Raw genomic sequence first — 25612 nt, 5'->3', positions numbered from 1 at the left:
ATTACTTTAGCTCGAAACGCGCTTCTAAAACCGTTTGCGAACTGCCGCCAACAAACACCTGAAACACACCCGACTCTACTTGAAAAAAGCCTTCGTTATCAAAGAAACCTAACTCTTCTTTGCCCAATTTAAAACGTATGGTTTTTGTCTCGCCTTTCTTCAGCGAAACGCGTTCAAATCCTTTTAGTTCTTTTACCGGTCGCACCACACTTGCAGCTACATCGCGCAAATACAATTGCACAACTTCAATGCCATCTGATGTTCCTGTATTAGTAACATCTACGCTAACTTCGATGCGATCGTTTCGTTGATACGTCGATTTATCCAACTTCAAATTCTGATAGGAAAATGTTGTATAGCTCAACCCAAAACCAAACGGCCATTGCGGTGTTTTGTCGATATCAATAAAATGTGACCAGAACACGTTGTTGTCGACATTAGTTGGCCGACCCGTGTTGTGATGGTTGTAGTAAATCGGGCACTGCCCCACGTTTCGCGGAAAGCTAACCGGAAGTTTTCCCGACGGATTGTAATCGCCAAAAAGAACCTCAGCAACAGCATTTCCGGCTTGTGTTCCCAAATGCCAAGCTTCCACGATGCTCGGAATGTGCTCGGCAGCCCAAGGCAAGGCTAACGGACGGCCGTTATTCAAAACCAAAACCACATTTTTATTTACGCGATATACCGCTTCCAAAAATTCTTGTTGAAATCCGGGTAAACCAATTTCGGTACGTGTACGTGCTTCGCCACTCATAAAACCGTGCTCGCCCATAACAAGCACCACCACATCGGCTTTTGCCGCAACTTCTAAGGCACGATCCATACCCGTTTTATCGCTGTAATTTATCTGAACTTCCTCTGTAAAAGCAGGTTTTCCTAGAAAGTAATCAGGTCCTTTTTCGTATATCAAATTCGAACCTACATACTTCTGCATACCTTCCAAAACCGAAACGGCTGTGTTGTCATCGGCAGCAATGCGCCAACTTCCCAACGGACTCGTTTTATCGGCAGCTAAAGCTCCAATGAGTGCAATTTTCTGATTGTTTTTCTTCAACGGTAAAAGTTGATTCTCGTTCTTTAGCAACACAATCGATTTGCGAGCCATATCCAAAACCGCAGCATGGTTTTCGGCGCTTCCTATAACAGCCTGCTCGCGTTTCTTATCGCAATAAAGATACGGATCGTCAAATAAACCCAATTCGAATTTTACGGTTAGTATGCGCGAAACCGCATCGTCGATTAACGCTTCAGAGACTTTCCCCGAACGAACCAATTTCGCTAATTCAGCAACGTATAAATACGATTCCATGTCCATATCGGCACCTGCTTTCACGGCTTTTTCCGCAGCATCGGCACCATTCTCAGCGTACCCATGAACAACCATTTCTCGAATCGAAGCCCAATCGGTAATTACATAACCATCGAAAGCCCACGAACCTTTTAGAATATCGCGTTGCAGCATTTCGTTACCTGTCGCCGGAATACCATTCAACAAGTTAAAGGCATTCATAAAAGTGCGAACACCAGCATCTTTGGCTGCTTTAAATGGCGGTAAAACCATATTATACAGCGTGTTATTTCCCATTTCCACCGAATTGTATTCTTTGCCCGACTCTACAAATCCGTAGGCGGCAAAGTGTTTGGCACAGGCAGCAATCGTATTGGGTTTGCTTAAATCGGCTGCCGTATCGCCTTGAAATCCAATAACACGCGCCTTGGCAATCAAACTACCGAGATATGGATCCTCACCGGCGCCTTCCATAATTCTGCCCCAGCGTGCATCCCGTGTAATATCAACGTTCGGACCAAACGTCCAGTTGATTCCCGACGCCGAAGCTTCTGCTGCAGCTACTTGCGCCGATTTCTTAATAGCCTCTAAATCCCAACTCGCAGCTTCAGCAAGCGGAATCGGACTCAGCGTTTTATATCCGTGAATGACGTCAAAACCAATAATGAGCGGAATTCCCAATCGGGTTTCCTCCACAGCAATTTTTTGCACGGCTCGAACTTGGTCGACGCCTCGAACTGTAAGCATCGATCCTACCCAACCTTTCTTTAAATGCTCGTATTTGGTCGCCGCATTTCCGTCTTTGGGTGCCGGGCCAGTAACTTCCCAAAATCCGTTGTATTGGTTCATCTGACCAATTTTTTCCTCCAAAGTCATCTTTGCCAACAATTCGGCAACGCGCTTTTTAATGTTTTCAGGCTGTTTTGCAGTCATTTTTTGTGCTAGTGATAAAACCGAGAATAATAATGCGAGAGCTACAGTGATTTTTTTCATGATTTTTTAAGTGAAAATCCGGATAAGGGCATTCCTTGCGAAGTAAAAATAGTGGCAGAAGCCTCGTCTTGCCAGCCGTAACGAAGAGCTGTAGGTGCAAACTTGCAGGAAATAACCAAGGTGTTTTTTGAAACTTTGACAGGTACTTTCACAAAATTTCCCGCCGCATCGGCCACTTCAAAAAAAGCAGTTCCGGTTTTTTGTACGAAATTGAAAATCGGGTCGAACTCCAAAACAATTCCTTTCTTTTCCCAACGTACGTTTCTAATAATTGGATTGTTGAACGACTTATCTAAACGTTTATAGTGATTAACTAAAGCTAAGGTTGCCAAACGCTCTCCCACGGTTTTTTTATCGCGCGGATGAATATCGGCAGCATCGCCTGCATCCGAAATTACGGCCAAATGTGCGCCCGAATATTGTTCGCAAAATAAGCGTTGTTGTTCGCGTAAAGCTGTTCCGTATTGCACGTCGCCATCGTAATTATAAGGCGCAAGTTGTACGATATACACCTGAAAATCGGCTTTCCATGCTTGGCGCCACGAATCGAAAAATGCTTTGAGCATGCTTGCATACGTATCGTTACCCACGTTGCTTTCGCCCTGATACCAAAGTACACCGGCAACCGGAAAACCAACCATTGGGTGTATCATGGTATTGTAAACGACCGAAGCCTGGTGCGGACAATAATCCGACGGTTTTAGATTGGCGGCCGAATTACGCAAAACCTCACTTTGATCGACTGCCGATTTCGGAGCCCAAACTTCCAAAGGTGTTCCGCCCCAAGCACTAACAATAACGCCAATTGGTACGTTACCCAGTTGCGCTTGCAAGCGTTTTGTAAAGAAGTAAGCTGTAGCGCTTTTGCTGCGAATGGTTTCAGGAGCAATCGCTTCCCATTTCCCCGGAATTTGCTGTTGCGGAACGTCAGCGGCAGCTTTTTCCACAGTAAAAAACCTAATGTTGTTGTTTTGGTCGTTTGCCACTTCGTTTGCATGCATTTCGCCCCAATCAAAGGTCATTTCCATATTCGACTGGCCGCTGCAAAGCCACACTTCGCCGATCAACACGTCTTTCAAAATACGTTCCGAGTAGCCTTTAATGTTTATGGTTTGCGAACCGCGTTTATCGGGAACAGGAATACGCACTTCCCAATAAGCAAAAGAGTTTACGACCGTTTCGGCAGTTGTATCCGACCACGAAACCGACACTTTTATCGGTTCTTTTGGCGTTCCCCAACCCCAAATTTTAAGATTGCTGTTGCGTTGTACAACCATACCGTCGGAGAAAATTTCGGGCAATCGCGGATTGGCATACATGTTTTGGACAAGCAACAATAAAATTCCTAGACTAATTCTCATTTAATAAGGCGTTTAAGGTTGGAGCAAGCTCGTCGGATAATATCTGATGATCCATCATTTCGGGATGATAATCGCAGCCGCGTGGTTTCATTTCTTTGAACGAAAACAGTTGAACGTTAATATTCTTGGCTTTTAAATCCGCTTGAATACTTTTCAAACACGATTGCAAACGCGTTTTCTTATCGCCGTTAAGCATCGGACTATCAAGCAATAAAATCTTTGCTTTTGGATATTTTCCGTGTAATTTTTCCACAAATTGCGTGTAGTTTGAAATGAATTTCGCATCGTTAAAAGGCATACGTTTCTTCTTGCCATCGCCGTCGGAAAAGTCGTTTGTGCCTAAGCAAATGCTGATAACATCGGGAATTTGCGAGGCTTGATACGGCAGTTCTTTAGCGTTGTTGAGATACAGGTTGTCGTACACTTGCGGCAGCGTAGGTTCGGCTTCGTTTTCGTCGTTCCAATTGCGGTAAATTCCGAATCCGGAGACAGAGCTCAGCAAAAAATCGGTTTTCAGTGCACGTGCTGTTATGGGTCCGTAGGCGTAGTAGGCATTGTGTTGGTCGAACCATTGGTCGGTATGACACGGAATGGCCAAATCGTTGCCCATGCCGCAGGTTATCGAATCGCCGATAAACTCGATCCGTTTCCGTGTACTGGCGGGCATTTGTTGCAGTTGTGTGAGCGGCGATCCGTCGAAAATGAGTTGTCCGATCGAAGCTTCGGTAGCTTTATACACTTCCACGACATGCGTTGCGCCGGGCGTTAGGTCGAGCGTAATCGGATTCGGTTTTCCGGGTTCAACGGGATAGCGACCTAGGTAGGCGCCGTCGACAACGAGCACGGCATAATCGCGGTGTGCCCACGAGTCGACCGCTTGTAAATGAAATGTTATTTCGGTGGCAGTGGTTGCAAAAGCCACGCTTGCTGCGGCACCAACGAGTTCGAATTTGGTGTCGGATAGTGGTTTACAGCGTCCGAAATGTTGAATATTTTGAGCTTGAAATACAGAAGTTACCAAGAGAAAAGCGAGTAGCCATTTAGGTTTCATAGATTTTTTTGGTGAAAAGCTAATAAAAGTCTAAGATACTGCCGATTGTTCAAAAGCTGCGGTACTAAAATGTCAATTGTATAACATTTATTTTCATTTGGGCGTGCCGGCGCCTCAGTGCTGGAAATGAGGTTCAAAAGTTGGGGAACGATTGTGGAACAGAACATGGATTACGCCCGAGGCTCCTGCCGAAGAGATGAAGTAAATCTGTGGTATCGGGATTTGTTTCAAGATGATTATTATTGAAAAAGATCCGTAAGAAAGGAAAGAAGCAAAAGTTACAGATTTTGCTGGTAGCATTTGCCTGGCAACATTAATCTTCTCATTTCCAATGTTCTATGTTTTTCTTTTAAATGGATACTCATTTTCTACAATTTCAAAATCAATAAATATTTCTAAATTCCTTCGTAAATAATCAATATGATTTGACAATTTTGAAACTTCATCAATAAGCTCTAGATTGAATTTCTTGCGGAAATTCCACATAAGACTTAAAGTATCATTTTTAGTTTTGCAATTTTTTTTAAGTACTTCAGCGACTTTTTTAGAATATCCTCCGAATATACTTTTTTGCTCTGATCTAATTAAATTGAATAAATTATCAAGCGTTTCATCATTAATTGTTGTTGTTTGATCTTCTGAATCAACCTTGTTATCTGAAATCAAATCTATTGGTTTCGATTCAGTTGCAATTTGTTTTTCAAATGTTATATTTGAGTTTAGTTGTATTTTTTCAGAAATTATCTTCAGGAGTTTAGTTTGTTCTTTTTGTATTTTAATTATTTCATTAATTCTGAAAACCCAACGGGTAAAGTAAACGTTGATAATCAATATTGCAAAACCAATTAAAAATATTTTAAATTCCGTTTTTTAAGCTATTATGGTTTAATCTCTCTGCCTTTTGATTGAGAAGCATTTATAAATTAACTACTATGAGTTATGAATTATATTGGTTTGTATTTACTACTTTACATGGACTTTTCTTTTGGATTGGTTATTTTTTGGGATACAGTGTTAGATAAAAAAGAAGTAGAATTTTCAGTTTTATTCTTTGAAGAAAAAAGTTCAACGCTTTTTACCCAATAACCAATCCAAAATACAAATATTGAAATTGTAATAACTATTCCTATTAATTCAAAGTTACTTTTATCAGAAACTAAATTTTTCTTAGGATGTTTATAAAGACCTTTATTAGAAATTGTTTCAATACAATTTTCTAAATATTTTTTAGCTTTTGGAGTTTTAGCATTTAACCTTCCAATCGCATCTTGCTTACTATCGGGCTTAGAATAATAAGCTGTAAACTCAAATTTTGAAATGAAAAAATATTCAGTTGAACTTTCACCAAAAAAATCTTTAATATATGATGCAGTTTGAAAAACCCAGTTTTCATCTTTTAAGAAATTTGGATTATCAAGTTTTTGCTTTTGTTTTTGTAAAATTTCTATTGCTTTTTTTCTATTCATTGTATTTTTTTAAAGTTCTCACAAGCTGTCCACCAAATTAACAATTGACGAAACTTCTGCCTCTTTTTCATTTTTCAAAAACAGCGATAAACAATTCATTTACAAGGATTCGTGTTCAAAAAGTTATGCGTATTTTGAATATGTTAATTTGTATACTCGTTTAGTTTATTATTTTTCATGAATATACACTTTTTCAACTAAACGTTAGTAACGTAATTCCCAGCGGCGTCTGCAGCGGATAGTCTTGTGCAACAGCTATCGTTATTATGCTTAGTGCTTCATTCTTCTAAAATGTCATATAAGTATAGTAATAGCCAAATCGTAATTCCCGTTTTTACTTTTAAACTTCTTACTTGATTTTCTGTCAAACCAATATTCGGTTGATGAACATTACATAAAATTGAATAACAATTACATACATACTGAATTTCTTTTTTTGTAAAATCTTCTAAAGTTCCAAATTTGAATTTGGATGTAAAATATTCAATTTTTTGTTCTCTTTTTATTTTTATAAACTCTATTTTCTTTTTTCCTAAATGATAATTTCTGAAATCACTTTCAAACATTTTTGAGTTCTTAATTTTATCGATAGGTGCTAATTTCTCGTCAATTAAATATTCTAAAATAGTTCTTAATGAAATTAAACATTGCCTTAACTTATCAGGATTATTTACAGATTCAAGAACTTGAGTTGCCCCAATCCATAAATTTTCAAGATTATGATTTTCTAAATATGGAATTAAGTTGTTATTCAGTATTCGTTCTTTTTCTTCAATATCATTATCAGTTAAATCAGAAATCAAGGATTCTTTTAATTCCTCTGCTGATTTCAAATTTAAAGTTTCTAAATCACTTATAAATGCAAATTGTAATTCTGGATTGTTCTTTAATTTTTCCCCAATATTCCCAATTTCTTTTAGTTTTTCTAATAATTTATTATTGAACAAATTGTCAAAAATTGGTATTTCTATTTTAGGGAAAATAAAACTAGGTATTTTTGGAATATCTAAAGGAATTTTCGGAATATCAAATGTAGGAATTACAAGTTTTAACTTATCTTGCATTTCAATCATTTGTTTAACACTCTCAGGAATTGGATTCATATTAAATGCAAGTTTAGATAATTGATTCAGTTTTGTGTTAATTCCTGCAATTCTCTGCATTTTTTCAAAGTTGTTTTCCATTTTTCCGTTTTTCGGGCGCATTACACATAACGTTCCGCAGCGTGTCGACAGTTGTGATACAAGCGAACGGATTATTTTCTGTTAAAGATAAACGTTATTCTTGAACACATAAAAACTAAAATTAGCAAGTGCTCGAAACTGCTGTTATAGCGCGTTTTCTATTTCTGTTAGTACGTTTTCTAATTCTTCAGTTATTTGCTTTCCAGTAAATCTCAAGGATTTTACACCAATAGCTTCTAAACTTTCATCTATTTTTTTATCCTTTTCCGTATCATGAAACTCTGCGCCATCACAAAAGATAGCTAGCCTTTGATTTGGAAAATAAAAATCGGCTGATGTAATTAATTTGTTTTCAGGTATGAAAATTTCTTTTTCAGCCATTTTTTAATAGTTTGGAAATATATCACCATTACGGTAAAAACCCATTTGTATTTCGGGAAACAGTTTTTTTATATATAAGCCTTGCAATAAAAATAATTCAATTGGCGATTCACAACCCCAAATTTGTCTTGGTTTAGTATCTGTAAAAGGCTTAAAATAACGACTGATTTTATAGTTTCTATATTTTGCATTAATTGCTTTTGAATAAGTGCTGTTTTCAGAAATTAAAATTTCTTTCTTGTCAAAAACCGGACAAATAAAATACATTCCCCATTCAAAGCCAATACTATCGGTGTGCTGATTTTTTGTAATATTTGAAAACAAAGAATAATCCATTCCTAATCCTTTGCTCCAATTTTTAAATGGAACAAATTCTGTAAAAACAGTTCCGCCTTCTTGACATAATTCCTCTAGATCAAAAGTCTTAAGTAATCCAATATTCCAAGTGTCAATTTTTCCGCTTCTGCTCATAGGAACCAATGATACACCATAGGGAAGTCCTCTTACAATTTTGGGTTCTGTCTCTTCCAAAGCGTAGAAGTTAACAACTATTGAGACAGCTTGAAATTCAGTAACCCCAATACCTTCAAAATACTCATACTCTTCGGGTAATGGATTTACCAGTACAACTGAACTTTTCTTACCATTAACTTCTCCGTTTTCGCCTATAAATTTAAATCTTGAACTTGTTAATGGTAAAATTCCATTCAAAGTATGAAAATCAAAATTTAATAAACTTGGAAGATGAGAATAGTCAATGTCCATATTATATCCTTGAGGAAATTCCGAATAGAATTTAATATTCTGGGCTAAATATTTAGGTCTGTTTTCCAATTGCAATGGTTTCAAAATGGTCTACAACTTGCCAATTGAGGAAATCCCTGCATCGTTTTTCATTTTCCAAAAACAATGATAAACCACTTATTTACATCACTTTGCACTGAAAAAGTTTTGCTTATCCTCGCGATATTAAATTGGGCCGTCGCTTTTTCTATTATCTCCCACGAATATACACTTTTTCCACACAACATTACTAACGTACTTCCCAGCCCCGGTTGCCATAAAAAGCGCAAAATTTGTTACCGAATCTTAAGCCACTTTTCTCCTGTTTACGTAATGCCCTCGATAACAAACACAGCAAGTAAATTTCGAAGTAATCTAAAAGACGCTAATTGTTAAAATTTTAGACATTGAACGTATTTTAGTAGTACTAAATACTACTTTTATTTATACCCTCTACTAACGTACTTGGTTCTTTGTACTAATTTACTTGGCTTTTTGTACTAACTTACTTGGTTTTTTGTACTAACATACTTAGTTCTTTGCACCAACTTACTTGGTTCTTTACATCAACTTATTTGGTTCTTTGTGCCAACTTACTTGGTTCTTTGTGCCAACTTACTTGGTTCTTTGTACCAACTTACTTGGTTCTTTGTACCAACTTACTTGGTTTTTTGTACCAACTTACTTGGTTCTTTGTACAACACTAGTTGGTTCTTTGGGATAACTTAATTGGTTCTTTGTACTACACTAGTTGGTTCTTTGTACTAACTCAGTTAGTGTTTTGTGCCTAATCGATCAAATCTTAGCTGTTTAAGTATTATTTTTCATTCGGAAAAAGCGCTCAGCAGAAACCCCTCACGCAAAGAATGTGCGCAAAAACATACGTGATTATTTAGGAATGAATTTGGAGGAAAAGTGGGCATGAAGGTGGAAAACAATTATGGAGCAGAACACGGATTGCAACCGACGCTCAAGCCAAACAGACGAAGGAAATCAGAGCTAGCATTTTTACAAAAACTACTCTTGGCTGTCGTTCTTTTCCTTCATTTGTAGAAAATTCAACGGAGTCATTACTGCGATGGAAGATTTACTGTAATCTTTTGTATTACGGGTGATTATCGCATCGATATCTTTTATTTTTAGTGCACAACAGTATTGAATGGAATCTTCGTAATCCGAAAAACCGTTTCGTAATGCTTGAACAATTTCTGCTTTTGTTGTGTCGATAATTTCGGTCATTTCGCATAAAGTTTCGATTACTTCCATGCTTTTCTTATGACCTAAAAATTTTCGCACTATGTAGTAAATATTGTTGATGCTTACTGCAGACAGAAAAAGCTTTACATCGCCATTATTATTCATTTCAAAAAGCTCACTTGCCGGATTGGCATGCGGTTCTCTGTCGGTAAAAAAATCAATAACCACGTCAGAGTCAAGAAATAACTTATACTCCATATTTTTTAGAAAGTTCCTCGGTTAAAATTTGCTTGTAGTCGAAATTGTCGTCAACTTTTAAGATCCCCCTCAACTTTCTAATCTTGGGCGAAAGTTGTTTTTCGCTTATTTTCGGCCGATCTACAACAACAAATTTGAAATAGCTTTCAACTAGTTCCGAAAGACTTTGTCCTTTCTCTTTGGCGTATTCTTTCGCGAGTTTAATAACCTCTTCCTCGATTGTTAGTGTTAACTTAGTGTTCATCTCAATTCTATACCAACAAAAATACGTATTACCATCTTAAAACACAACACGTGTTTAATGGACAAAAAACAGAATCAGTAAAGGTAATCTGTCTCGTTCCGCGCCGAGTTTTCGACGCCAATTTTACAATCAAACCTGAACTCGATTTAAAAATTGCAGTCAGAAACCAGACAATAAATTGAATATCAGATAGCTTTTTTATTGAAATGCTGCATTATCGAAATAAAATCTAACGAAGTAGGCTCCGCTGCCCCAATAGCTGTAGTAGCTTATTTGCCCGACGCGGATCAAAAAACAAGATTTCCGCTGCAACCCCTCCCGCGGGGAAAGTGCATAGGAAACAATTGGTGGTTATCAAAACGCTTTTAAAACATCTTTGACTTGGATTTATGAATAGTTGGATTAAAAGGAAAACGAGATCTCCTTTTCTGTAGCAGATACGCTGATAAAAATCCTGGTGCCTGAAAAAACTCAATGAATGCGAATTTGTAGAATATACTTTACTTTTTTTAAATTTTTACAACAAACTTTCACACAAATAATAAAGATTTTTATTTAAAACTCTACATTTACGAACTCTTAACTAAAAATCAAAATTTGATGAAAAAACTATTGTGTTCGATCTTTATTGCAACTTCGTTGCTTTTGTCTTGCAGTTCATCTGAGGAAGACACTAACAATAATCAAGGCGGATTTGCTACAACCCCGGTTTCTGGTGTCGTATACAGCAATCCGTTTACTATGGTAGGCGGAAAAGCGAGAAGCCTTACCAGCAATGGCGTAGAGGTTTTTTACATCTACCTCACGGAAACTGCGATCAATTGTAATGAAACTGAAAATTTAGGTCCGTTGTGGATTATTGTTCCAGCCGCAGTTGGCACATACGATTTTGCCGGTGGAGCGCGCATTCAGTTTCAGGATCCTAATTCTACGGATTTTGAAGGAGCGAGTGATGCAGAAATAGAAATTACAGCGATTTCGACAACGACAATCACTGGGAAGCTAAAAGGTAGCGGCTTTAATGCAGGAGAAAACGAGATTAATGGAACCTTCAGCGTTCAGGTTTGTCCATAACCGAGTTTTAAAAAAAATACAGGCCCGACGTTAATTGCGTTGGGCTTTTTTGTTACTAAAATATAGGTTATGTCAAAATGAAAGATTTCAGCTGCAATGCCTGACGCAGGGAATGTGCACGGGGAGACGATTTGGAACTTACATTTATTTTTACTGTTGCGCTTCTATAAGAGGTGTAGCCTGTGTTACTCGTCGTATTTGTTTTTGAGTCGCGCTTGAATCCAGTTTTTAATAGCTTCAAACTTCATTTCACCGGTACTTGCAGATATAACCATTTTGTACTTATCATCCTGATTGGCAAGAATATCTTGTCCATAGTCGAGAAGTATCAGACGCATACGTACATACGCTGTTCCTTTATTTCCGTCAAGAAATGGATGATTAATCAATTAACTTTCTAAAATTGCTGCCGCTTTATCTTCGGGATTTGGATAAAGATTCTGTTTATCGAAAGTAGCATAAGGTCGATTAATAGCCGACTCGAGCAAGCCTTTGTCTCGCTGCCCCTTACTTCCACCAAATTTGTCGATCAAAATATTATGAATGTTGTGAACATCTTGTAGATCAATCATTGAACCAACTTTTCAAGTAAATCTTTGTCGTCTGCAAGAATTTGACGTAAGTTCATTGCCAGCCGAGTTTTATCTGCTGGTTGTTCTTTCAGCTCTTTTAAAAAGTCTAAAACGTCTTTTAAGACAGTTTCTAGTACGTTGTGTAGGAATTTTTGGATTTCAGATTATATCTCTGTCTTGGTCATATTCAAGTATACAAAAAATAGAAAAATGTTTCTTGGCGTGTCCAATTAAGTACGTTTATTGTTTTTTTGGCGCGCTGAGTCGGCCCCGTAACTCGAACCGTTCTTAATCAAATCTATCTTATTAACGTCTAGCTTGTTTTTTAGTTTTGAAAGAATACTCCGAAGTCGGGAGACTTCGGAGAGCGAGGGTTATGGGAAGCTGCTGCTATCAGCAACTAATTTCAGTGATTTAATGTAATCATTCTCAAACTCGACAACTCTAATTTTGTCTAGTTTGAAACTTCTTTCTTCAGTCCAATTTCCCTTTAAATCGATCCAATCAATTGTAATTTTTTTTGAATTTATTTCTTTCAATCTTCCTGGGTAAATTGCTTTTTCGGATTTTCTGTAAAACTGAAAAATTCCGAACTTTTCGTTTATGTGTTTGAAGATTTCTACAATGTTCTCTAACGGAATTTTTTCGGTTTGATTTGGTCCTAATTTCTTTAACCGCAAAACCTTTTCAGTAAATTTTTCTTTCTCTTCGTGATAAATGGCTTCAATGTTCTTATTTCTAACAATTGTATAACCATCAATAATAAAGTCTACAGGATTACTTTTTAGTAAAATCCAATCTGCAGAAAAATCAATTAGAAAACCGCTTTCTCTATTTTTTCTGTCTGAGAATTTAATTGTAATAAGTTTGTTTAAATAATCTTTCATACTTTTTATGTTTCAAAATGGTTTTCTTTGACTTAACAAATTGCGAAGTCTCCTACTAAAATTAAATTTTAAAAAATTATAACTTATTTATAAACAACATGTTGAAACAATAATTCACTCGCATTTTGAAACTATTAAATAGGACTTTTGTTTCGCCTTTTATTTTTCACGAATTTACAATTTTTTCCACTAAACGTTAGTAACGTATTTCTCAGCCCCGGTTGCAGCGGCAGCCCGGAGAAAAAGACGCTTGTTTGAACCGCAACTGTGGTGGCGACGCCAGAAGCCCGCCGCAGTGCGCGTGAAAACAGCGTTTTTTTTGAGGACTATAGCGGAAAACGGGATTAGCTGCATAAAAAAACTTCAAAAAAAGCCGTCGCAAGTGCGCGAAGAAGCTTCTTTTGAAGTTGGTGTATGTAGTTTGCGAGACTTTTAAACCTCTTGATTTTTTATATCGCAGGTTCTAATCATCTTGCTATTTGGCTACTACTGATTTAAAATAGCGCGTGAAATCACAATTTTTTGGATTTCGGAAGTGCCTTCGTAAATCTGCGTAATCTTGGCATCGCGCATGAGTCGCTCTACGTGGTACTCTTTTACGTAACCGTTTCCGCCGTGTACTTGAACGGCCTCAATCGTAGTATCCATGGCTACTTGCGATGCAAAAAGCTTGGCCATTGCGCCGCTAATGTCGTAATTTTCGTGCATATCTTTATCGTAAGCCGCTTTTAAACACAAGTGTCTGGCTGCCTCGATATTTACATACATGTCGGCCAATTTAAATGCAATGGCTTGATGCTGCGAAATTTCTTTTCCAAAAGCCTTGCGCTGCTTGCTGTACGCCAATGCTAATTCGTAGGCGCCCGAAGCAATTCCCAACGCCTGAGCTGCAATACCAATACGTCCGCCGGCCAAGGTTTTCATAGCGAATTTAAAGCCGAAACCTTCTTCGCCAATGCGATTAGCTTTAGGTACTTTCACGTCGGTAAACATTAACGAATGCGTATCAGATCCGCGAATACCCAACTTTTGCTCTTTTAAACCAACCTCGAAACCGGGCATGTCTTTGGTCATAATCAGCGCATTAATTCCTTTGTGCTTTTTTTCTACATCGGTTTGTGCAATCACGATATAAAAAGAAGCGGTATTTCCGTTGGTGATCCAGTTTTTAGTTCCGTTAACCAAATAGTGATCGCCCATATCGATGGCTGTGGTTTTTTGGGAAGTGGCATCGCTACCTGCTTCTGGTTCCGACAAGCAAAATGCACCGTGAATCTCGCCTGAGGCCAATCGCGGCAACCATTCTTGCTTTTGCTCTTCCGTTCCAAACTCCTGTAAGCCCCAGCAAACGAGTGAGTTGTTAACCGACATAACCACCGAAGCCGAAGCGTCGATCTTGGAAATTTCTTCCATCGCCAAAACATATGAAATGGTATCTAAGCCGCTGCCTCCGTATTTCGGATCGACCATCATACCCATAAAACCGAGTTCGCCCATTTTTTTTATTTGCTCGTAGGGAAACTCTTGCTTTTCGTCGCGTTCGATAACTCCTGGTAAAAGTTCGGTCTGCGCAAAGTCGCGCGCAGCTTTTTGAATCATTAAATGTTCTTCAGATAATTGAAAATTCATAAGTTTATACTTTTGGTCTTAAGAAAACGTTTTCGTGCGCCCAAATGTAGGTAATTAACACAAAATTTTTTATTGAACAGTCGCTAATTTTGCAGCATGCATAAATCAATGTATTCGATTTTGGGTTTGATGTCGGGAACTTCGCTCGACGGACTCGATTTAGCCTTTGTTCAGTTCACTCAAGATGACTCAGTTTGGCGCTATCGCATTCAAGTTGCCGAAACTATTTCGTACAGCCCAGATTGGGTAAAAGAACTGTCGGAAGGCATTAACTTAACTGAATCTGCACTAGCTTCACTAAACGAGCGTTATACTATTTTATTAGCCAATTTAGCTTTGGCATTTATCGACAAATACCAACTAAAACCCGACGCCATTTGCAGCCACGGCCATACCATAAAGCACCAGCCGCATTTAGGTTACACGCTGCAAATTGGAAATTTACCAAAACTGGCCGCGTTGTTGCAGTTTCCGATCGTGTGTGATTTCCGTGTGGGCGACGTAGCTTTGGGCGGACAAGGCGCACCTTTGGTTCCGATTGGCGACGAGCTGTTGTTTTCAAACTACGATTTTTGCTTGAATCTCGGCGGATTTGCCAATGTATCAACAAATACCCACGCGCAACGAATTGCCTTCGATATTTGCCCGGTAAATACCGTTCTGAACTATTTCGCTCAAAAGCTTGGCTTGGAATACGACGCGGGTGGTGCAGTTGCCGCAACGGGTATTGTGAACGAGCAGTTGCTTGCCGATCTAAACGCACTGTCGTTTTACGAAACGGCGCACCCAAAATCGCTCGGAGTAGAGTTTGTTAATCGGGAAATCATGCCGATTTTAAATGCGTATTCGCTGGCAATTCCCGATGTTTTGCGCACTTTCGTGGAACACATTAGCGAGCAAATTTCGTCTCACATTAAACGTTTTGAGGGAAAAAGCGTTTTGATTACGGGCGGTGGTGCTTACCATGAATTTCTAATTAGTCGGATGCAAGAAGCGCTTCCCGAGCACGAACTTACGGTTCCCGACGATTTAACGATAGCCTTTAAAGAAGCCCTTATTTTTGGCTTTTTGGGCGTATTGCGATTGCGAAACGAGGTAAATGTACTCGCATCGGTTACGGGCGCGCGACACGATCATTCGAGTGGTATGATTTACAACGATTATTTATCGTAGAGAATACGTTTGTTAATACTTGCTGCGGCAACGGTTTGTTGAATTCGCTTTTCGCGCGTCGGTGCTGTTTTGGCAGCTGCAATCCACTCTAAAATGCCTCGCTTTACCGATTTTGGAAAGGCATCCCAATTTTTGAAAGCAACGTCATTTGAGGCAAAAGAATCTGCTAAATCAGCTGGAAGCTGCAAATTCTCAACATCGTTTAGCGCATCCCAAGTGCCGGATTTTTTGGCAAGTGCAATCATTTTGAGTCCGCTTTCGTGAAGAAGATTTTGAGCTTGTAATCGAGCAATTTTTTCTTTGTTTACGCGACTCCAATTACTTTTTGGATTTCGTTTAGCGAAAAACTGATAGTAAGAATTTTCGTCTCGTTTGTTTGGTTTGCTATCGATCCAGCCAAAACATAAGGCTTGATCGACAGCTTCGGGATAATAAACCGACGGAAAACCACTTTCTTTTTTAAAAATAACCAACCAAGCCGATTTTTTTTCATCGTGATTTGCTTGCAACCAATTACGCCATTGGGTTTCGCTTTCGGCAAAAACCACGGGGACGCCGGCTCTTTCAACTTCTTCCATACAAAACTCAATTCTTATTTTTCCGAATCAATGTCTGCGCTTCTTCGTAAAGATAATCGCTTTTTGGAATGGTTTGGAGTTCGTTTATTGCACTTTCGTTCAGATTTAGTTTAAAAAGCGATTCTGCTTTTCGGATGCGTAAAACAGCAGAGTTAGGTAAGCGACGCAATCCGATTTCAGCTAGTGCTACACACGTTTTGTAACTTTTAGGATGTGCAGATAAATAATTGTAAATGAAATAATTGAAATCGTTTTCCGAGAAGTTTCTCTTTAGAAATTCGACTTCTGCTGCTTCAAACTGCTGTTGTTCAATTAATTCGTTTAGTGTAAATTCATTTTCAAGCATTCGTGGCATGTACGTTTGCTCCCAATCGTATTTCAAACCAGTTGCCACTCCTTTTTCAGAAATTTTGAATTGTCCTTTCACGTTGTAATCTGAAAATACGATTTCATTCTCAGAAGTAAAAACCAATGGAATTTCTTTTCCTGTATTAATTCGTTCTATCAAATAGCCGTTGGCTGCAGTAAGGTAAATGACTTCGTTATCGCCTTTCCGATACCGACCCACATATCTTTGTAGTTCTGATTTAGATTTAGGAATCATTTTTATGGGTTCCGGCAGAAACTCCGGCCATTGGTAGGATTTTGCCACCGCGCGACGTACTTCTGCTGCAAAGCCATTAAAATCGTCGCCGCTATTCAACATAATAACAACACCTTTTCCCAACTTTAAACTTCCAAAAGCATAGGTAACATAACCAGCGTTTACGCCTTGATGTTCAAAGTACTGTTGCCAACTGTCGGTGCGGCGCAGTAAAAATAAACCCGTGCCCGTTTGCTCGAGATAGGTTCCCGAACTCACCTCGGCAACAGGCTGCGTCATTGTTTCGAACGACTGGCGGCTCAAAATCTGAGATTCGTCCTTCTCCGCTTTCATCATTTCGGCCAAAATAGTAGCTAAATCGGTTGCTGTGGTATTTAATCCAGCGGCTGCTAATTGCGGATAAACGTATTGCTTGCTAACAAACCACGGTGCCGCGGAGTATCCCAAAGCCACATTATTAGAAAGCTGGGTATTTAAAGGTTGTTGAAAATTAGTTCGCTGCAATTTCAATTTGTTAAACACGAATTGAATTGCTAATTCATCGAACGATTTTCCCGTTACTTCCGATGCAACTAATTGTGCAATCAGCGAACCGCCTCCGCTGTAGCGAAACTTTCCCTGTTCTGAATTTTGCACTACCGGATTTGAGCCGGTTCCGGGTGCACCCGACAGAATTTCGACGATTGTAGGATACGTGCTTCTGGCATCGGTAAAACCAAAATACGATGATTGCGAAGTTCCTGCCGTGTGGCTCAAAAGCATTCGTAAAGTTGCATGTGGATTTGTTACATCGCCGCCGCTTTTCAATTGCCAAGATTTGAGATAAGCATTTACGGGTGTGTCTAAATCTAGTTTACCTTCTTCAACCAAATTCATAATTACTATTCCTAAAATCATCTTCGAAACAGAACCTGCAGAAAACAGCGTTCGATTATTCACTTTACGGTTAGTAAGTGTGTCGGCATATCCGTACGATTTGCTCCAAACCACTTTATAGTTATCGATCACAGCTATCGATGCACCCGGAATTTTGTGGAATTTCATGCGCTCTTGCAAATTCCACTTTGGGAAATTTTCTATTGGAACGTAGGGAATTAAACTCGATTCAACTTCTTTGATTTTCTTGGTTTGTGCCGTACTTTGATCAAAACAAATAACTGCCAACGACAAAAGGATGATTTTTAAAACGAAACGTGACATAAAGATATTTTTGAGCAAAAGTGACGGTTTATAAAGTGTCGAGCGCTTCAATTTATGATTTGGCACTACTTTTTGTGATTGTCTGCGCTACAAATTGACTTGGCGTAAGACCTGTATGCTTTTTAAAAACGCGATTGAAAGTAGATTTGGAACTAAACCCACATTCTAATGCTAAACCTAGAAAAGTGAACTCGGTTGTTTTACCTTGCATCACCTGATTTTTAAAATGGGTAATTCGCTTTGCATTGATGTAATCATTAAAGTTGAAGCCACTATGCTGGTTAATTGCCGCCGATAAATAGGTGCTATTGGTTTGCAGTTTTTGCGCCAAAATGGGCAAAGTGGCTCGTTCGTCTAAAAACAACAAATGTTGATTCACCAAGTTGTCGAATGCTTCAAACTGTTGCCGATTTACAAGCGTAGTATTTTCAATCGTTTCTGTGCGAACAATTTCGTCTCTTAATGCTTGTATACCAAGTAATAAAACTTGATTTCGAAACAAATATGCTTTCACGGCAATGAGCAACAGTAAAACTGCAAATACAAGATAGTAGTATCCGTGAATGAAGTAAAACGTGTAGTCAGGAAAAAAAATGAGATAGAACAGTTTACCAACTTGAATGACCGTTAAAATCAATAAGAACTGAGTAATCCACTTAATGCGTAATTCTTCAACAAACGAAACGACATTCTCGACTGAATTCTTGAATTTGAAAACATGTCTTATGCTGCATATTAAATAAATACAGATGGAAACAAAACCACTGATCTGATACCACGAATCGAGTTCCCGATCCCAACCATCGCCATAAAACTGTGGTTCGTTTCTTAATACGAGGTCTGATGTAAACATCCACAATGCAAAAAGCGCGTACAAAACGGCAGGCAAAAAGTGTAGCTTCGAAAACGTGGGCAAATGAGGCGTTGGAAACTGTTTCTGCACATATAATAAAACTAAAGGTCCTAATGCATACAGATTTTGAAATGGTACGTAAAACATGAATGTTCGATACGGCTCAAAGATGTACCAACCCGCGTATCCCAACATCCACGGAGCAAAGTACAAACATCCTAAAACGAGAAAAGCCGAAAGTAGTCGACCAGAATCGTCGGGTCGATTTTTCGACTTTACAAACAAAAGCGTAGCTAAAACGGTAATCAGAAAAAAGATTACAAGCAGTGCTACGCTATAAAAAGTGATACTGTATTGCAAAAGTTATTACCTACAAAAACGTAGCCTCCGAACTAATAGGCACCTGAAGTGCTTTTGAAATAATGCAATTCTTCTCGGCATCTTTAACCACGGCTTCAAATTCTTCGGCAGTGATGCCCGGAACTTTTCCAGAAATTACCAAATGAATGGAAGTAACTTCAAGTTTTTGCATATCGAGATCCAAAATCGCTTCCGTATCTAAACTTTCAGCAACAATACCTTTTGCCGTTAAGATTGCTCCAACGGCCATCGTAAAACAACCCGCATGCGCTGCTGCGAGTAATTCTTCAGGATTTGTACCGGCACCCGATTCAAATCGCGTCTTAAAAGAATATTGCGTGTTATTTAAAATGGTGCTTGGAGTTGAGAGCGTTCCTGCTCCTGTTTTTAAATCGCCCGACCAGTGGGCTTTTGCGGTACGTTTCATAATCAAAAATATTTACTGGTAAAGATACGTGATTTGGTGATAAAAAATAACAACGTTAGTTGAAATTAAGGTTATGGGATGATATTTTTATCGGCGCAAAAAATAGGTAATAATTTTTGTATCAGATTTTTATTTTTGATAATATTGCAATATTACAAAGCCAAAATCACAAGTCTATGGGAGCCACTAAAAAACACCTTTTTTCCGTCAATCAAAACCTCATATCCAACATCGCCAAAGCTTACGCGCATCACGCACGTATCGCAATTATCGAATACTTACTCGCCGTAAAGTCAGCACACGCAGATCAAATGCTCGAATACATTCCTCTCGCACAAGCAACCGTTTCTCAACATCTAGAACAATTGCAGCGATCAGGGATCATTTAAGGCAAAACACGTCGAAATAAAATAGTTTACTCACTTAATTCCACCCCTTTAAAAACGCTAGATGCACATATCAACGCATCGCTTAAAGTAGTTTTTGAATCCGAATCAAGCTTCGACAAATAAAAAATCAGAGGTACTGATTAGGTAAAAACAATCGACTTCAAAGTTTTCACTTTCACCCCTATCTTCATTTCACTAGAAAATGTACTTTTACACGCCCAAAAAAACGATTTCGTAACGGGCTTGTCTTACAAAAAATCGCATGAAAGAGCTACTCAAAAAATTCGAAAACAAAGAACCTGAAATTGTATTCCATTGGAAAGATCCTGAAACCGAAGCCGAAGGTTGGACCGTAATCAACTCCCTTCGTGGTGGTGCTGCCGGCGGTGGAACCAGAATGCGAAAAGGGCTCGATATGAACGAAGTACTCTCACTTGCGAAAACCATGGAAGTTAAATTCTCGGTCTCAGGCCCAGCTATCGGTGGTGCCAAATCGGGTATCAACTTCGATCCTGCCGATCCGCGCAAACAAGGTGTGCTGCAGCGCTGGTACAAAGCCGTGGCGCCGCTACTCAAAAGCTATTACGGAACAGGCGGCGACCTCAACGTCGACGAAATTCACGAAGTGATACCCATGACCGAAGATTGCGGTGTCTGGCATCCACAAGAAGGCGTTTTCAACGGACATTTCAAGCCCTCCGAAGCCGATAAAATTAACCGCATCGGGCAATTGCGTCAAGGTGTCGTTAAAGTTATCGAAGACGCACAATTTACTCCCGACATCTTCCGAAAATATACTGTGGCCGATATGATTACAGGCTACGGAGTGGCGCAAGCGGTGAAACATTTTTACGAACTTTCAGGCGAATCGGTTGCCAACAAACGCGCCATCGTACAAGGCTTTGGTAACGTGGGTTCGGCAGCGGCCTTCTATCTTGCGCAAATGGGCGCTTCAGTAGTTGGAATTATCGATCGCAACGGAGGCGTAATCAACGAAAACGGCTTCTCTTTCGAAGAAATTACCCAATTTTTTCTCAATAAAAACGGTAATCAGCTGGTGGCCGACAACATGCTAAGCTTCGAAGAAATCAATGAAAAAATCTGGACAGTTGGCGCCGAAATTTTCGCTCCTTGTGCCGCATCACGCCTGATAACTCAAGAACAAATCGACCAACTTATCACCAGCGGCCTAGAGGTTGTTTCTTGTGGTGCCAATGTGCCGTTTGCCGATAAAGAAATTTTCTTCGGACCCATCATGGAAAACGTCGACAGCCGCATTTCACTCATCCCAGATTTCATCAGCAACTGCGGTATGGCGCGCGTTTTCGCCTATTTCATGGAGCGTCGCGTTGCCATGAGCGACACCGCTATTTTTAACGATACGTCGAGCATCATCAAAACGGCAATAGCGAACATCAAAGCAGAAAATTCGGGAAAAACAGGCATTAGCGCCACCGCTTTCGAAATTGCTTTGCGACAATTGGTTTAAATTTTTTGGGCAGCATTTCCGGCTTTCGGCTTTATCTTTTTGCTCTGCTGCGCGCCTCAAAAAGGATATCGCCTCTATCCGGGCTGCGGCAATCGTTACCAAAATGAATTTTACAATTTATTTTTGGTATTTTCGTTATCTATAAAACGCTTCGGGCATGACCACCAACGAATACAATCACAATAAAGAATCCTTTATAGCAACGACAGTGCTTTTTGCATTGCTTTTGCTCGGTTTGTATTTCTTTAAATTCAGCAATACTACCAACCTGCTCGAATTCGAAGGCGGTGGCGGTGGCGGCGACGTGGCTGTTAACTTCGGCGATAGTGAATTCGGACGCGGCGACAATTACGATGCCGTTGATCTTTCTGCGGCAGCGCCTCAACCCAAAGTCACTGAAGTACAAGAAGAAGAGATTATTGCCACTGAAGACGATGCTGCCGATGTTCCGGCAGTAACTTCAACTGCAAAACCGAAAGAGAAAGAAAAGGAAAAACCCAAAGAAAAAGTTGTTGAGCCTGTAAAACCAAAACCCAACCAAGCTGCCAACGACGCTATGGCGAGTTTACTCGGCGGTAAAGTGAAAAGCGGCGACGGCAACGACAAACAAGGCGGAAACAAAGGAAAACAAAACGGCGATCCGAATGCCTCAGGCTACTACGGTGGCGGCGGTTCGGGAACCGGATCTGGCGGCGGAAACGGCAGCGGACAAGGCGTTGGCAGCGGCTCAGGCTACGGAGCAGGTTCTGGAAATGGTCGTGGAAGCGGCGTAGGAAATTATACACTCGCCGGTCGGAAAGCACTTTCCATTCCAAACCCCAATTATACATGCAACGAAGAAGGAACGGTAGTTTGTGAAATAACGGTCGACAATTCAGGTAAAGTAATTGGAGTGGTTGCGGGAATTCGCGGCAGTACCAATGTGGCAAAATGCTTACTCGACCAAGCAAAAGCCGCTGCGCAAAACGCACGCTTCGACGCCAAAGACGACGCGCCAGGAAAGCAAGTCGGAAAAATCGTTTACAACTTCAAACTCAATTAATAAATCAGTTAGATTTTAAACGCTAGCGAATGCACTACGGGGTAATAAAGGGGGAATTTTATTTTAACTTAACAATTAATGGAAATCTAATTGGTGAGTTTACCCACGACAAAATGCCTGATAATTGCTGGGATGTCGAATGCGCCAATAAATTCGGTGAAAGAAACGACGGGTTTATCGGAAAATTCATTTCTACTTGGTTAGAAGATAAAAAGTCTCATACAACAATTTTATCTATTCAAAAATTGTCTGACATAGAGGTAAGTCTAGTTTGGAACAATTTAGAAAATAAGACAATTTTTAAAGGTATGGGGAAAATCGACGGGGCAACACTAAGTGGAGAATATACTAGTGCTGAATAATAGCCCGATAATAAAGTAACACAAGACTCAACTTCTCAATATTGTTATCAAAGCTATCCGCGCATAAAAAAGCGTAATTTAAAACTTTTCTGAACACATTTAAAACAAATTCGTTTGTCCTCTTTATTAATCGCAAACACATCACTTTGCTTTTAAAGAGATTAAAGTAAAATTGTTTATTGTTTGTAACTATTTAATTGCTAGCAAATTAATAGTTATACAATATTCGAAAGAAGAAGCTGTAAATAGGATGCAATAACCACAAAAAAAGAGTGTAGAATAACTAATTTTGACATGAACTAATGGTGCAATAATTGCGTATGAAAATTTTCAGAAAGTTTGAAATGCTGATTGTTATGGTAATTTGTAATGTTTCTTATTCTCAAACTAAGATGTTATACAATGGAGCGTTTGACCGCGGTAAGGCAAAGTACTTCTATTATGAAAATAATTATGAAAGGATTTTCGATGGAACATTTAATTATTCAGATGGCTATTGTTCATTGAGTGGGGCATTAAAAAATAATTTGATGACAGGCACTTGGACACAGACTGAGGGAGATGCTCCAAGTTTCACTTTTGGAAAAAAAGTTATTGGCTCATACATAAACGGTAAACGAAATGGAAAGTGGGCGTGCACTATTTTTGAAAATAAATTGCGCAAAAACTATGTTTTGACTTTTAAAAATGACACTATAAACAGCGAAGTGAGTCTACCAAAGTTGCAAGGATTAATAAAAGACGGGAAATTTGATGGAAATTGGATCCTCAATGATGGAGGTTCAGAGACGATAGCTTCCTTTAAGAATGGCGTAATCACGAAATATGTGGAGCGCTACACATCTGACGGAGCGGTGATTATCAAATATTTGCCCAATATAAAATCCCCTTTAAACGTCGATTTCGTTAATCTTTCGGGAAATTTATACGGTTTTGAAATTTTTGAATTTGATAAGAAATATTACGATAGTGATCTCCAGCTAAAAATTAGTGCTTTCGTGGCAAAAGTCAAGTTTGAAATTAATAACTTTTTTTCTTTAGCTTGTTTAAATCGATTTAACAAAGAAATAAATATTTGTGAACCTATATTAATGGTAACAGTCCGTGAAAATGCAAGATATTGGAAAGAAAAAGAAACACGCTATACCGATGAGAATAATACGACTGCTGGTTTACTCGGCGGTAAAGGAAACAGCAGCGAAGAAAATGGTCAAAGAAGCAGAAATTACACACTAGCCGGTCGGAAAGCTCTTTCCATTCCAAACCCCAATTATACATGCAACGAAGAAGGAACGGTAGTTTGTGAAATAACGGTCGACAATTCAGGTAAAGTAATTGGCGTGGTCGCAGGTATTCGCGGTAGTACAAACGTTGCTAAATGCTTACTCGATCAAGCAAAAGCCGCTGCGCAAAACGCACGCTTCGACGCCAAAGACGACGCGCCAGGAAAGCAAGTCGGAAAAATTGTTTACAACTTCAAACTCAACTAAGTGACCTATCCAGAAGCAGTACAATGGCTGTTTTCCCAACTGCCCATGTTTCAACGCATAGGCGCAGCTGCTTACAAAGCCAATCTCGACAATATTCTGGCTTTTGCCAAACACCTCAATCATCCCGAGAAAAAGCTCAAGTGTATTCATGTCGCCGGAACCAACGGCAAAGGCAGTACCTCGAACATGACTGCTGCCATCTTGCAACAACACGGATTTAAAGTAGGGCTTTATACTTCGCCACACTTAAAAGATTACCGCGAACGTATTCGCATCAATGGCGCAATGATACCGGAAGAAGAAGTGGTTGCATTCGTCGTGCAAAACAAAGCATTTATGGAACAGCAGCAACTAAGCTTTTTCGAAATGACCGTGGGTTTAGCATTCGATTACTTCGCCAAACAAAATGTAGGTTATGCCGTAATCGAAGTGGGTATGGGCGGCCGATTAGATGCAACCAATATTATTTCGCCACTGGTTACTGCCATTACAAACATTAGTTTCGATCATACCCAATTTCTAGGTGATACACTCGAAAAAATTGCCATCGAAAAAGCGGGAATCATCAAAAAAAATACGCCTTTATTCGTTGGAAGAAAGCAAATAGAGACTGCTGGAGCATTTGAGAAAATTGCCGCAGACCGTCAAGCAAAAGTTCATTACGTGCAAAGCGATACGGTTTCGAAATACAAATTACAGCTACAAGGAAATTACCAACCTGAAAATGCGGCATTGGCATTAGCAATCTGTAAAGAAGTGGCTGGTATCGAACATTTCGAATTGAAGGAGCAAGAAATCGGAACTGCATTTGCAAACGTTCAAGAAATCACGGGATTTCAAGGACGTTGGCAAATTCTCGCGCAAAATCCGCTAACCATAGCCGATACCGCTCACAACTCCGACGGATTACAACGCACGTTAGAGCAAGTTCTGCAACAAAACTACGACCAACTACATATTGTCCTTGGCGTAGTAGCTGATAAAGATTTACCTTCGATTTTACCTTTTTTCCCAAAATCGGCTACCTACTATTTCGCCAAACCAGACATACCACGCGGATTAGATGCGGCAGATTTACAAAAAACAGCAGCAAGCTTCGATTTAATTGGAAAAATCTACAATTCGGTTCCCGAAGCTTATGCAGCTGCAAAACAACAATGTAGCGCTACCGATTTGATTTTTATTGGTGGCAGCACCTTCGTGGTTGCCGAAATTTTATAGAAATACGCGATTTTTATTTGCAGGATTAAAATCTTAGCCTATATTTGCACTCGCAA

The 25612-nt window shown here is 39.3% G+C and carries 26 protein-coding genes; 8 read left to right on the top strand and 18 right to left on the bottom strand.

Annotated elements, in window-relative coordinates:
• Position 1: 1 nt before the first annotated feature.
• The 10 genes from bglX to Q0064_RS07925 all read right to left on the bottom strand — a co-directional run bounded on the left by bglX (position 2) and on the right by Q0064_RS07925 (position 10206).
• Positions 2–2281 (bottom strand): beta-glucosidase BglX, encoded by a 2280-nt coding sequence (bglX, locus tag Q0064_RS07970; protein WP_298146850.1) that lies wholly within the window; start codon positions 2279–2281, stop codon positions 2–4.
• Positions 2278–3642: a sialate O-acetylesterase gene (locus Q0064_RS07965; RefSeq protein ID WP_298146847.1), complete on the bottom strand. Its 1365-nt coding sequence runs from the start codon at positions 3640–3642 to the stop codon at positions 2278–2280. Before Q0064_RS07965 ends, bglX begins: the two co-directional genes overlap by 4 nt.
• The gene (locus Q0064_RS07960; RefSeq protein ID WP_298146844.1) at positions 3632–4693 is read right to left on the bottom strand and encodes an SGNH/GDSL hydrolase family protein; all 1062 of its coding nucleotides are present in this window, start codon (positions 4691–4693) and stop codon (positions 3632–3634) included. The genes Q0064_RS07965 and Q0064_RS07960 overlap by 11 nt, the downstream gene beginning before the upstream one ends.
• A gap of 336 nt (positions 4694–5029) precedes the next feature.
• Complete coding sequence (locus Q0064_RS07955; protein ID WP_298146841.1) at positions 5030–5524, bottom strand: hypothetical protein; 495 nt, start codon at positions 5522–5524, stop codon at positions 5030–5032.
• Positions 5525–5661: 137 nt separating this feature from the next.
• Entirely contained in the window at positions 5662–6159 is a 498-nt protein-coding gene (locus Q0064_RS07950; protein ID WP_298146839.1) for a hypothetical protein, read from the bottom strand.
• Positions 6160–6437: 278 nt separating this feature from the next.
• Entirely contained in the window at positions 6438–7343 is a 906-nt protein-coding gene (locus tag Q0064_RS07945) for a hypothetical protein (protein WP_298146836.1), read from the bottom strand.
• Between the two features lie 144 nt (positions 7344–7487).
• The gene (locus Q0064_RS07940) at positions 7488–7724 is read right to left on the bottom strand and encodes a DUF559 domain-containing protein (protein ID WP_298146833.1); all 237 of its coding nucleotides are present in this window, start codon (positions 7722–7724) and stop codon (positions 7488–7490) included.
• Positions 7725–7727: 3 nt separating this feature from the next.
• On the bottom strand, positions 7728–8558 hold the full coding sequence (locus tag Q0064_RS07935) for a hypothetical protein (RefSeq protein WP_298146831.1): 831 nt from the start codon (positions 8556–8558) through the stop codon (positions 7728–7730).
• A gap of 966 nt (positions 8559–9524) precedes the next feature.
• Positions 9525–9962: a PIN domain-containing protein gene (locus tag Q0064_RS07930; protein ID WP_298146829.1), complete on the bottom strand. Its 438-nt coding sequence runs from the start codon at positions 9960–9962 to the stop codon at positions 9525–9527.
• Positions 9952–10206, bottom strand: coding sequence for a DUF6364 family protein (locus tag Q0064_RS07925; protein ID WP_298146827.1), 255 nt, complete (start codon positions 10204–10206; stop codon positions 9952–9954). The genes Q0064_RS07930 and Q0064_RS07925 overlap by 11 nt, the downstream gene beginning before the upstream one ends.
• Before the next feature lie 600 nt (positions 10207–10806).
• Here Q0064_RS07925 and Q0064_RS07920 point away from each other — a divergent pair.
• Entirely contained in the window at positions 10807–11280 is a 474-nt protein-coding gene (locus Q0064_RS07920; RefSeq protein ID WP_298146825.1) for a hypothetical protein, read from the top strand.
• Between the two features lie 185 nt (positions 11281–11465).
• Here Q0064_RS07920 and Q0064_RS07915 read toward each other — a convergent pair whose 3' ends face one another.
• From Q0064_RS07915 to Q0064_RS07900, 4 genes are all read right to left on the bottom strand, one after another.
• The gene (locus Q0064_RS07915; protein ID WP_298146823.1) at positions 11466–11669 is read right to left on the bottom strand and encodes a type II toxin-antitoxin system death-on-curing family toxin; all 204 of its coding nucleotides are present in this window, start codon (positions 11667–11669) and stop codon (positions 11466–11468) included.
• Positions 11670–11852, bottom strand: a complete 183-nt coding sequence (locus tag Q0064_RS07910; protein ID WP_298146821.1) for a Fic family protein — start codon at positions 11850–11852, stop codon at positions 11670–11672. It abuts the gene before it with no gap.
• 374 nt (positions 11853–12226) lie between these two features.
• Positions 12227–12739, bottom strand: a complete 513-nt coding sequence (locus Q0064_RS07905; RefSeq protein ID WP_298146820.1) for a hypothetical protein — start codon at positions 12737–12739, stop codon at positions 12227–12229.
• A 486-nt stretch (positions 12740–13225) separates the two neighbouring features.
• Positions 13226–14368: an acyl-CoA dehydrogenase family protein gene (locus Q0064_RS07900; RefSeq protein WP_298146818.1), complete on the bottom strand. Its 1143-nt coding sequence runs from the start codon at positions 14366–14368 to the stop codon at positions 13226–13228.
• Between the two features lie 96 nt (positions 14369–14464).
• Between Q0064_RS07900 and Q0064_RS07895 the strand changes: the two genes are divergently transcribed.
• The gene (locus Q0064_RS07895) at positions 14465–15541 is read left to right on the top strand and encodes an anhydro-N-acetylmuramic acid kinase (RefSeq protein ID WP_298146816.1); all 1077 of its coding nucleotides are present in this window, start codon (positions 14465–14467) and stop codon (positions 15539–15541) included.
• Here Q0064_RS07895 and Q0064_RS07890 read toward each other — a convergent pair.
• Genes Q0064_RS07890 through Q0064_RS07875 form a run of 4 tightly spaced genes read right to left on the bottom strand, consistent with a single transcriptional unit; the run spans position 15529 to position 19563 of the window.
• Positions 15529–16119, bottom strand: coding sequence for a YdeI/OmpD-associated family protein (locus tag Q0064_RS07890; RefSeq protein ID WP_298146815.1), 591 nt, complete (start codon positions 16117–16119; stop codon positions 15529–15531). The genes Q0064_RS07895 and Q0064_RS07890 overlap by 13 nt on opposite strands.
• A gap of 7 nt (positions 16120–16126) precedes the next feature.
• On the bottom strand, positions 16127–17923 hold the full coding sequence (locus Q0064_RS07885; RefSeq protein WP_298146813.1) for a serine hydrolase domain-containing protein: 1797 nt from the start codon (positions 17921–17923) through the stop codon (positions 16127–16129).
• 52 nt (positions 17924–17975) lie between these two features.
• Positions 17976–19136 carry a helix-turn-helix domain-containing protein gene (locus tag Q0064_RS07880; RefSeq protein ID WP_298146810.1) on the bottom strand — a complete coding sequence of 387 codons (1161 nt, stop codon included), beginning with the start codon at positions 19134–19136 and terminating at the stop codon, positions 17976–17978.
• A gap of 10 nt (positions 19137–19146) precedes the next feature.
• Positions 19147–19563 carry an OsmC family peroxiredoxin gene (locus Q0064_RS07875; protein WP_298146807.1) on the bottom strand — a complete coding sequence of 139 codons (417 nt, stop codon included), beginning with the start codon at positions 19561–19563 and terminating at the stop codon, positions 19147–19149.
• A 176-nt stretch (positions 19564–19739) separates the two neighbouring features.
• On the opposite strand from Q0064_RS07875, the gene Q0064_RS07870 reads away from it, so the two are divergent.
• The 6 genes from Q0064_RS07870 to Q0064_RS07845 all read left to right on the top strand — a co-directional run bounded on the left by Q0064_RS07870 (position 19740) and on the right by Q0064_RS07845 (position 25556).
• Complete coding sequence (locus Q0064_RS07870) at positions 19740–19952, top strand: winged helix-turn-helix domain-containing protein (protein WP_298146804.1); 213 nt, start codon at positions 19740–19742, stop codon at positions 19950–19952.
• Positions 19953–20214: 262 nt separating this feature from the next.
• Positions 20215–21441 carry a Glu/Leu/Phe/Val dehydrogenase dimerization domain-containing protein gene (locus Q0064_RS07865; RefSeq protein ID WP_298146801.1) on the top strand — a complete coding sequence of 409 codons (1227 nt, stop codon included), beginning with the start codon at positions 20215–20217 and terminating at the stop codon, positions 21439–21441.
• Between the two features lie 157 nt (positions 21442–21598).
• Positions 21599–22483 carry an energy transducer TonB gene (locus Q0064_RS07860; protein ID WP_298146798.1) on the top strand — a complete coding sequence of 295 codons (885 nt, stop codon included), beginning with the start codon at positions 21599–21601 and terminating at the stop codon, positions 22481–22483.
• Positions 22484–22512: 29 nt separating this feature from the next.
• Complete coding sequence (locus tag Q0064_RS07855; protein ID WP_298146796.1) at positions 22513–22845, top strand: hypothetical protein; 333 nt, start codon at positions 22513–22515, stop codon at positions 22843–22845.
• A 320-nt stretch (positions 22846–23165) separates the two neighbouring features.
• Positions 23166–24335 (top strand): energy transducer TonB, encoded by a 1170-nt coding sequence (locus tag Q0064_RS07850; protein WP_298146793.1) that lies wholly within the window; start codon positions 23166–23168, stop codon positions 24333–24335.
• Positions 24336–25556, top strand: a complete 1221-nt coding sequence (locus Q0064_RS07845; RefSeq protein ID WP_298146790.1) for a folylpolyglutamate synthase/dihydrofolate synthase family protein — start codon at positions 24336–24338, stop codon at positions 25554–25556.
• Positions 25557–25612 lie beyond the last annotated feature (56 nt).

The organism is Flavobacterium sp. (assembly GCF_027490375.1).
Classification (GTDB): Bacteria; Bacteroidota; Bacteroidia; order Flavobacteriales; family Flavobacteriaceae; genus Flavobacterium.
Note: the sequence above shows the minus strand (reverse complement) of the source record. Positions and strands in the feature narration are given on the sequence as shown.

Bases quoted from the DNA above. Each gene is read 5' to 3' on its own strand.
- Q0064_RS07925 (WP_298146827.1), bottom strand. From the start codon at position 10,206: ATGAACACTAAGTTAACACTAACAATCGAGGAAGAGGTTATTAAACTC.
- Q0064_RS07930 (WP_298146829.1), bottom strand. From the start codon at position 9,962: ATGGAGTATAAGTTATTTCTTGACTCTGACGTGGTTATTGATTTTTTT.
- Q0064_RS07940 (WP_298146833.1), bottom strand. From the start codon at position 7,724: ATGGCTGAAAAAGAAATTTTCATACCTGAAAACAAATTAATTACATCA.
- Q0064_RS07860 (WP_298146798.1), top strand. From the start codon at position 21,599: ATGACCACCAACGAATACAATCACAATAAAGAATCCTTTATAGCAACG.
- Q0064_RS07960 (WP_298146844.1), bottom strand. From the start codon at position 4,693: ATGAAACCTAAATGGCTACTCGCTTTTCTCTTGGTAACTTCTGTATTT.
- Q0064_RS07945 (WP_298146836.1), bottom strand. From the start codon at position 7,343: ATGGAAAACAACTTTGAAAAAATGCAGAGAATTGCAGGAATTAACACA.
- Q0064_RS07920 (WP_298146825.1), top strand. From the start codon at position 10,807: ATGAAAAAACTATTGTGTTCGATCTTTATTGCAACTTCGTTGCTTTTG.
- Q0064_RS07875 (WP_298146807.1), bottom strand. From the start codon at position 19,563: ATGAAACGTACCGCAAAAGCCCACTGGTCGGGCGATTTAAAAACAGGA.
- Q0064_RS07950 (WP_298146839.1), bottom strand. From the start codon at position 6,159: ATGAATAGAAAAAAAGCAATAGAAATTTTACAAAAACAAAAGCAAAAA.
- Q0064_RS07865 (WP_298146801.1), top strand. From the start codon at position 20,215: ATGAAAGAGCTACTCAAAAAATTCGAAAACAAAGAACCTGAAATTGTA.
- Q0064_RS07905 (WP_298146820.1), bottom strand. From the start codon at position 12,739: ATGAAAGATTATTTAAACAAACTTATTACAATTAAATTCTCAGACAGA.
- Q0064_RS07900 (WP_298146818.1), bottom strand. From the start codon at position 14,368: ATGAATTTTCAATTATCTGAAGAACATTTAATGATTCAAAAAGCTGCG.
- Q0064_RS07870 (WP_298146804.1), top strand. From the start codon at position 19,740: ATGGGAGCCACTAAAAAACACCTTTTTTCCGTCAATCAAAACCTCATA.
- Q0064_RS07850 (WP_298146793.1), top strand. From the start codon at position 23,166: ATGAAAATTTTCAGAAAGTTTGAAATGCTGATTGTTATGGTAATTTGT.
- Q0064_RS07910 (WP_298146821.1), bottom strand. From the start codon at position 11,852: ATGATTGATCTACAAGATGTTCACAACATTCATAATATTTTGATCGAC.
- bglX (WP_298146850.1), bottom strand. From the start codon at position 2,281: ATGAAAAAAATCACTGTAGCTCTCGCATTATTATTCTCGGTTTTATCA.
- Q0064_RS07895 (WP_298146816.1), top strand. From the start codon at position 14,465: ATGCATAAATCAATGTATTCGATTTTGGGTTTGATGTCGGGAACTTCG.
- Q0064_RS07885 (WP_298146813.1), bottom strand. From the start codon at position 17,923: ATGTCACGTTTCGTTTTAAAAATCATCCTTTTGTCGTTGGCAGTTATT.
- Q0064_RS07855 (WP_298146796.1), top strand. From the start codon at position 22,513: ATGCACTACGGGGTAATAAAGGGGGAATTTTATTTTAACTTAACAATT.
- Q0064_RS07890 (WP_298146815.1), bottom strand. From the start codon at position 16,119: ATGGAAGAAGTTGAAAGAGCCGGCGTCCCCGTGGTTTTTGCCGAAAGC.
- Q0064_RS07965 (WP_298146847.1), bottom strand. From the start codon at position 3,642: ATGAGAATTAGTCTAGGAATTTTATTGTTGCTTGTCCAAAACATGTAT.